Genomic DNA, 4,728 nt, shown 5'->3' on the forward strand with positions numbered 1-4,728 from the left:
CCGCTGCGTCGCCCGCGCGCTCGGCGCGCGACAGCACGGCCTGCGCCCGTGCGAGGGCGGGCAGGCCCGCCGGGACGCCGTCGAGCGCGGACGCGCGGCCCTTCTCGGCGCGCTTGATCTCGTCCCACCGCGCCGAGACGTGCTCGGCGTCGCGCACGACGGCGTCGGCGAAGACGTGCGGGTGGCGGCGGCGCAGCTTGGCCGCGATGCCCGCGGCCACGTCGTCGAGGTCGAACGGGTCCTCAGGGTGCTCGGCGGCCACGCGCGCGTGGAACACCACCTGGAGCAGCACGTCGCCGAGCTCCTCGCGCAGCGCCGCACGGTCGTCGGTCTCGATCGCCTCGACGAGCTCGTGCACCTCCTCGACCGCGTAGCGCGCGAGGGAGCGGTGCGTCTGCTCGGCGTCCCACGGGCAGCCGCCCGGCGACCGGAGCCGGTCCATGACCGCCACGAGGTCGGCCACGCCGCCCGCGGGGTCGAGCGGCGGCGTGCTCACCCGTCGGCCGGGGCGCCGCCGTCCACGGCGTCGTCGGCGCCGTCGTCGGAGCCGTCCGCGGCGTCCGCCCCGACGATCCAGGCCGGCAGCGAGTGTGCGAGCGTGCCGGTCGCCTGGTCGAGCCGGCCGTAGCGCGGGTTGACCTGGACGTCGAGCGCCGCGATGCGCTCGTTGACCTCGCCGAGCACGTCGCCCGCGTTCTCGAGGCCCTCGAGCTCGGTCGCCGAGAAGATGGCGCGCGCGATCTCGACGGTCGCCGGGTCGATCTCGCCGTCGGCGCCGCCGGCGTCCGGGTTCTCCGCGAGCGCCGCGCGGGCCTCGTCGGACGAGATCCCGACGCCCTCCTGCGCGGCCGCGTCGATGTACAGCGGCGCGATCGCCATGGTCCAGAGCACCTGGCCGGCATCCACGCCGCCACCTCCGGAGAGGTCGTCCTGCGCGGCCTCGACCTCGGCGCGCGTGATGGTGCGTCCGTCGACGACGGCGGCTGCGGACGGGTCACCCGCGCAGCCGGCGAGCAGCAGCACGCCGGTGACGCTCGCGACCACGGCGGCGGACGGTCGAACCCTCACGCGGACCTCCTCGGTGGGCGCCCCTCGGCGCCCGCGCGCCCATGGTAGGCGACCGACGTGGTGCGCCCGACCGGTTCGCACCGGGACCGCGGGCCGCCCGCACGTCATCGCGCGGCCCCGCCGGCCGCCACCTGCGCGGCGGCGGGCACGCTCCCCTGCCAGACGGCCGCGACCAGGTCGCGGACCCAGCCGAGCAGCTCCGGTCCGGCGAGCGGCCGTCCCCCGATCCTGGCCGTGGTCGGGAAGGGCACGAGGGCCGTGCGAATCGCCGGCTTGAGGATGGTGCCCGGGTACAGGCGCGTGAGGCGCAGCTGGGCGGACTCGGGCAGGTCGAGCGGCGCGAAGCGGATGTACCGGCCCTGCGCCGTCACGTCGGTCAGGCCGACCTCGCGCGCGGTGTTGCGGAAGCCCGCGACGTCGAACAGGTTCTCGACGGCCTGCGGCACGGGCCCGTACCGGTCGACCAGCTCGAGGCGGACGGCCTCGAGCGCCTCGGGCGTCGTGGCGTCCGCGATCTTGCGGTACGCCTCGAGCCGGAGCCGCTCGTGCTCGATGTACTCGTGGGGCACGTGGGCGTCCACGGGAAGCTCGAGCGTGACCTCCGCCGGACGGGTCTCGGCCTCGCCGCGGAACGCCGCGACCGCCTCGCCGACCATGCGGACGTAGAGGTCGAAGCCGACGCCCGCGATGTGACCGGACTGCTCGCCGCCCAGCAGGTTCCCCGCGCCGCGGATCTCGAGGTCCTTGAGCGCGATCTGCATGCCCGAGCCGAGGTCCGTGTTCGCCGCCATGGTCGCGAGCCGGTCGTGCGCCGTCTCCGTGAGCGGACGCTCCGGCGGGTACATGAAGTAGGCGTACGCGCGCTCGCGCCCTCGGCCGACGCGCCCGCGCAGCTGGTGCAGCTGGGACAGGCCCAGGAGGTCCGCACGCTCGAGGATGAGCGTGTTGGCGTTCGAGATGTCGAGGCCGGTCTCGACGATCGTCGTGCACACGAGCACGTCGAACCGCTTCTCCCAGAAGTCGACGATGACGCGCTCGAGCTGGTGCTCGCCCATCTTCCCGTGCGCGGTCGCGATCCGGGCCTCGGGCACGAGCTCCTGCAGCCGCGCCGCGGCCTTCTCGATCGACTGCACCTTGTTGTGCACGTAGAAGACCTGGCCCTCGCGGAGCAGCTCGCGCCGGATCGCCGCCGTGACCTGCTTCTCGTCGTACGCGCCGACGAAGGTGAGGACCGGGTGGCGCTCCTCGGGCGGCGTGGCGAGCGTCGACATCTCGCGGATCCCGGTCACCGCCATCTCGAGCGTGCGCGGGATGGGCGTCGCGCTCATCGCGAGCACGTCGACGTTGGTGCGCAGCTGCTTGAGCGTCTCCTTGTGCTCGACGCCGAACCGCTGCTCCTCGTCGATGATGACGAGCCCGAGGTCCTTGAAGCGCACCTGGCCCGTGATGATGCGGTGGGTGCCGATGACGACGTCGACGCTGCCGTCCGCGAGACCGTCGACGACCTCCTTCGACTCCGCCTCGCTCTGGAACCGCGAGAGCGCCTTGACCGTGACCGGGTAGGGCGCGTACCGCTCGGCGAACGTGTCCAGGTGCTGCTGGACCAGGAGGGTCGTCGGCACGAGCACCGCGACCTGCTTGCCGTCCTGCACCGCCTTGAAGGCGGCGCGGACGGCGATCTCCGTCTTGCCGTAGCCGACGTCGCCGCAGATCAGCCGGTCCATCGGGACCGTCTTCTCCATGTCCGCCTTGACCTCGTCGATCGTGACGAGCTGGTCGGGGGTCTCCACGAACGCGAACGCGTCCTCGAGCTCGGCCTGCCACGGCGTGTCCGGCCCGAACGCGTGCCCCTCGGTCGCCATGCGCGCCGAGTAGAGGCGGATGAGCTCGCCCGCGATCTCACGGATGGCCTTCCGGGCGCGGCCCTTGGTCTTGGCCCAGTCCGAGCCGCCCATCCGGTTGAGGGTCGGCGCCTCGCCGCCGACGTACTTGGTCACCTGGTCGAGCTGGTCCGTCGGCACGTAGAGCCGGTCCCCCGGCTGCCCGCGCTTGGACGCCGCGTACTCGATCACCAGGTACTCGCGCGTCCCCGCGGTCGGTCCGCTGCCGACCGTCCGCCGGACGAGCTCGACGAAGCGCCCGACGCCGTGCTGCTCGTGCACCACGTAGTCCCCGGCGCGCAGGGCGAGCGGGTCCACCGTGTTGCGGCGCCGCGAGGGCATCGACCGCATGTCCTTGGTGGACGTCCCGGCGCGCCCCGTGAGGTCCTGCTCGCTGAAGACGGCGAGCCGCAGGTCGGTCGCGACGAAGCCACGGCCCGCGGGGGCCGGTACCACGAGGACCACACCTGGGTCCGGCTCGTCCTCCACCCGCCCGACGAGCCGCGCGGGCACCTCGAAGCCGGACAGCTGCTCGACCATGCGCTGCGCGGGGCCGTGGCCCTCGGTCGTCAGCACCAGACGCCAGCCCTCGCGCTGCAGCGTGCGCAGGTCGCCGACGGCGCGCTGCACGTCGCCGTGGTAGCCGTGCACGTCCCGCGTCGCGACGACGAGGGTCTCGACGGCGTCGTCGCCGCCGTCGGCGAGCACGCCGGTCCTCGCGCCCGCCGTGGGCGCTGCGTCGTCTGTGCCGGCTGCGCCTGTGGCCGCCGTGTCGCCGCCGTCGGCCGTCGCCGCCGCGGCGTCGAGGGTGAACGGGCTCAGGGACCACCAGCCGAGGCCCCGCGAGAGCGCGAGCTCGCGCGTCTCCGCGTACGAGGCGAACGACGCCGCGCGCAGGTCGATCGGGGTGCTCCCACCCGCGGCCGCAGCCGTCCACGCCGCGTCGAGGAACTCCTGCGTCGTGGCCATGAGGTCGTGCGCGCGCCGACGCACGCGCTCGGGATCCGCCACGACGACCAGGGCGCCGTCGGGCACGAGGTCGAGCATCGGGACCATGCGGTCGACCAGCACGGGCGCGAGCGACTCCATGCCCTCGACGGCGATCCCCTGCGCGAGCTTCTCCAGCATCTCCGCCGCGCCGGGCAGCTCGGCGACGAGCTCCTGCGCCCGCGTCCGGACGGCGTCCGTGAGGAGGATCTCCCGGCACGGGGGCGCCCACAGCCCCTCGGCGGCGACCTCGAGGCTGCGCTGGTCGGCGACCGCGAACCACCGGATCTCCTCGACCGTGTCGCCCCAGAGCTCTATCCGCAGCGGGTGGTCGTCGGTCGGCGGGAACACGTCGAGGATCCCGCCCCGGACGGCGAACTCGCCGCGGCGCTCGACCATGTCGACGCGCGTGTAGGCGGCACCCACGAGCCGGTCGGCGACCTCCGCGAGGTCCACCTGGTCGCCCACGCGCAGGGCGACCGGCTCGAGGTCGCCGAGCCCCTCGACCACGGGCTGCAGGAGCGCCCGGACGGGGACCACCAGCGCGCGGACCGGGCCCGACTGCCCCGGGCCGTCCGGGTGGCCGAGGCGCCGGAAGACCGCCAGGCGCCGGGCGACCGTGTCGCTGCGCGGCGACAGGCGCTCGTGCGGGAGGGTCTCCCACGAGGGCAGCACGGCCACGTCGTCGGCGGGCAGCCAGCAGCGCAGGGCCGAGGCGAGGTCGTCGGCGTCGCGCCCGGTCGCGGTGACGACCACGACGGGCGCCGGCGCGGCGCCGCCCTCGGTGGCCGGT

General features: G+C 74.7%; 3 protein-coding genes. All 3 read right to left on the bottom strand.

All coding sequences use genetic code 11. The features are described from left to right. Nucleotides 1-496, bottom strand: a 496-nt coding sequence (locus tag ICW40_RS19905) for a MazG family protein (RefSeq protein WP_308121933.1), incomplete at its 3' end; no start/stop codon positions are given. Then, a complete protein-coding gene (locus ICW40_RS19910) occupies nt 493-1,068 on the bottom strand; it encodes a SurA N-terminal domain-containing protein (RefSeq protein WP_221655717.1) in 576 nt (191 codons plus the stop codon). The genes ICW40_RS19910 and ICW40_RS19905, both read right to left, overlap by 4 nt. A gap of 104 nt (nt 1,069-1,172) precedes the next feature. Next, nucleotides 1,173-4,728: transcription-repair coupling factor (mfd, locus tag ICW40_RS19915; protein WP_221655718.1), on the bottom strand; the 3,556-nt coding region annotated here is incomplete at its 5' end.

Source organism: Actinotalea ferrariae (assembly GCF_019733465.1).
Lineage (GTDB): Bacteria > Actinomycetota > Actinomycetes > Actinomycetales > Cellulomonadaceae > Actinotalea > Actinotalea ferrariae_A.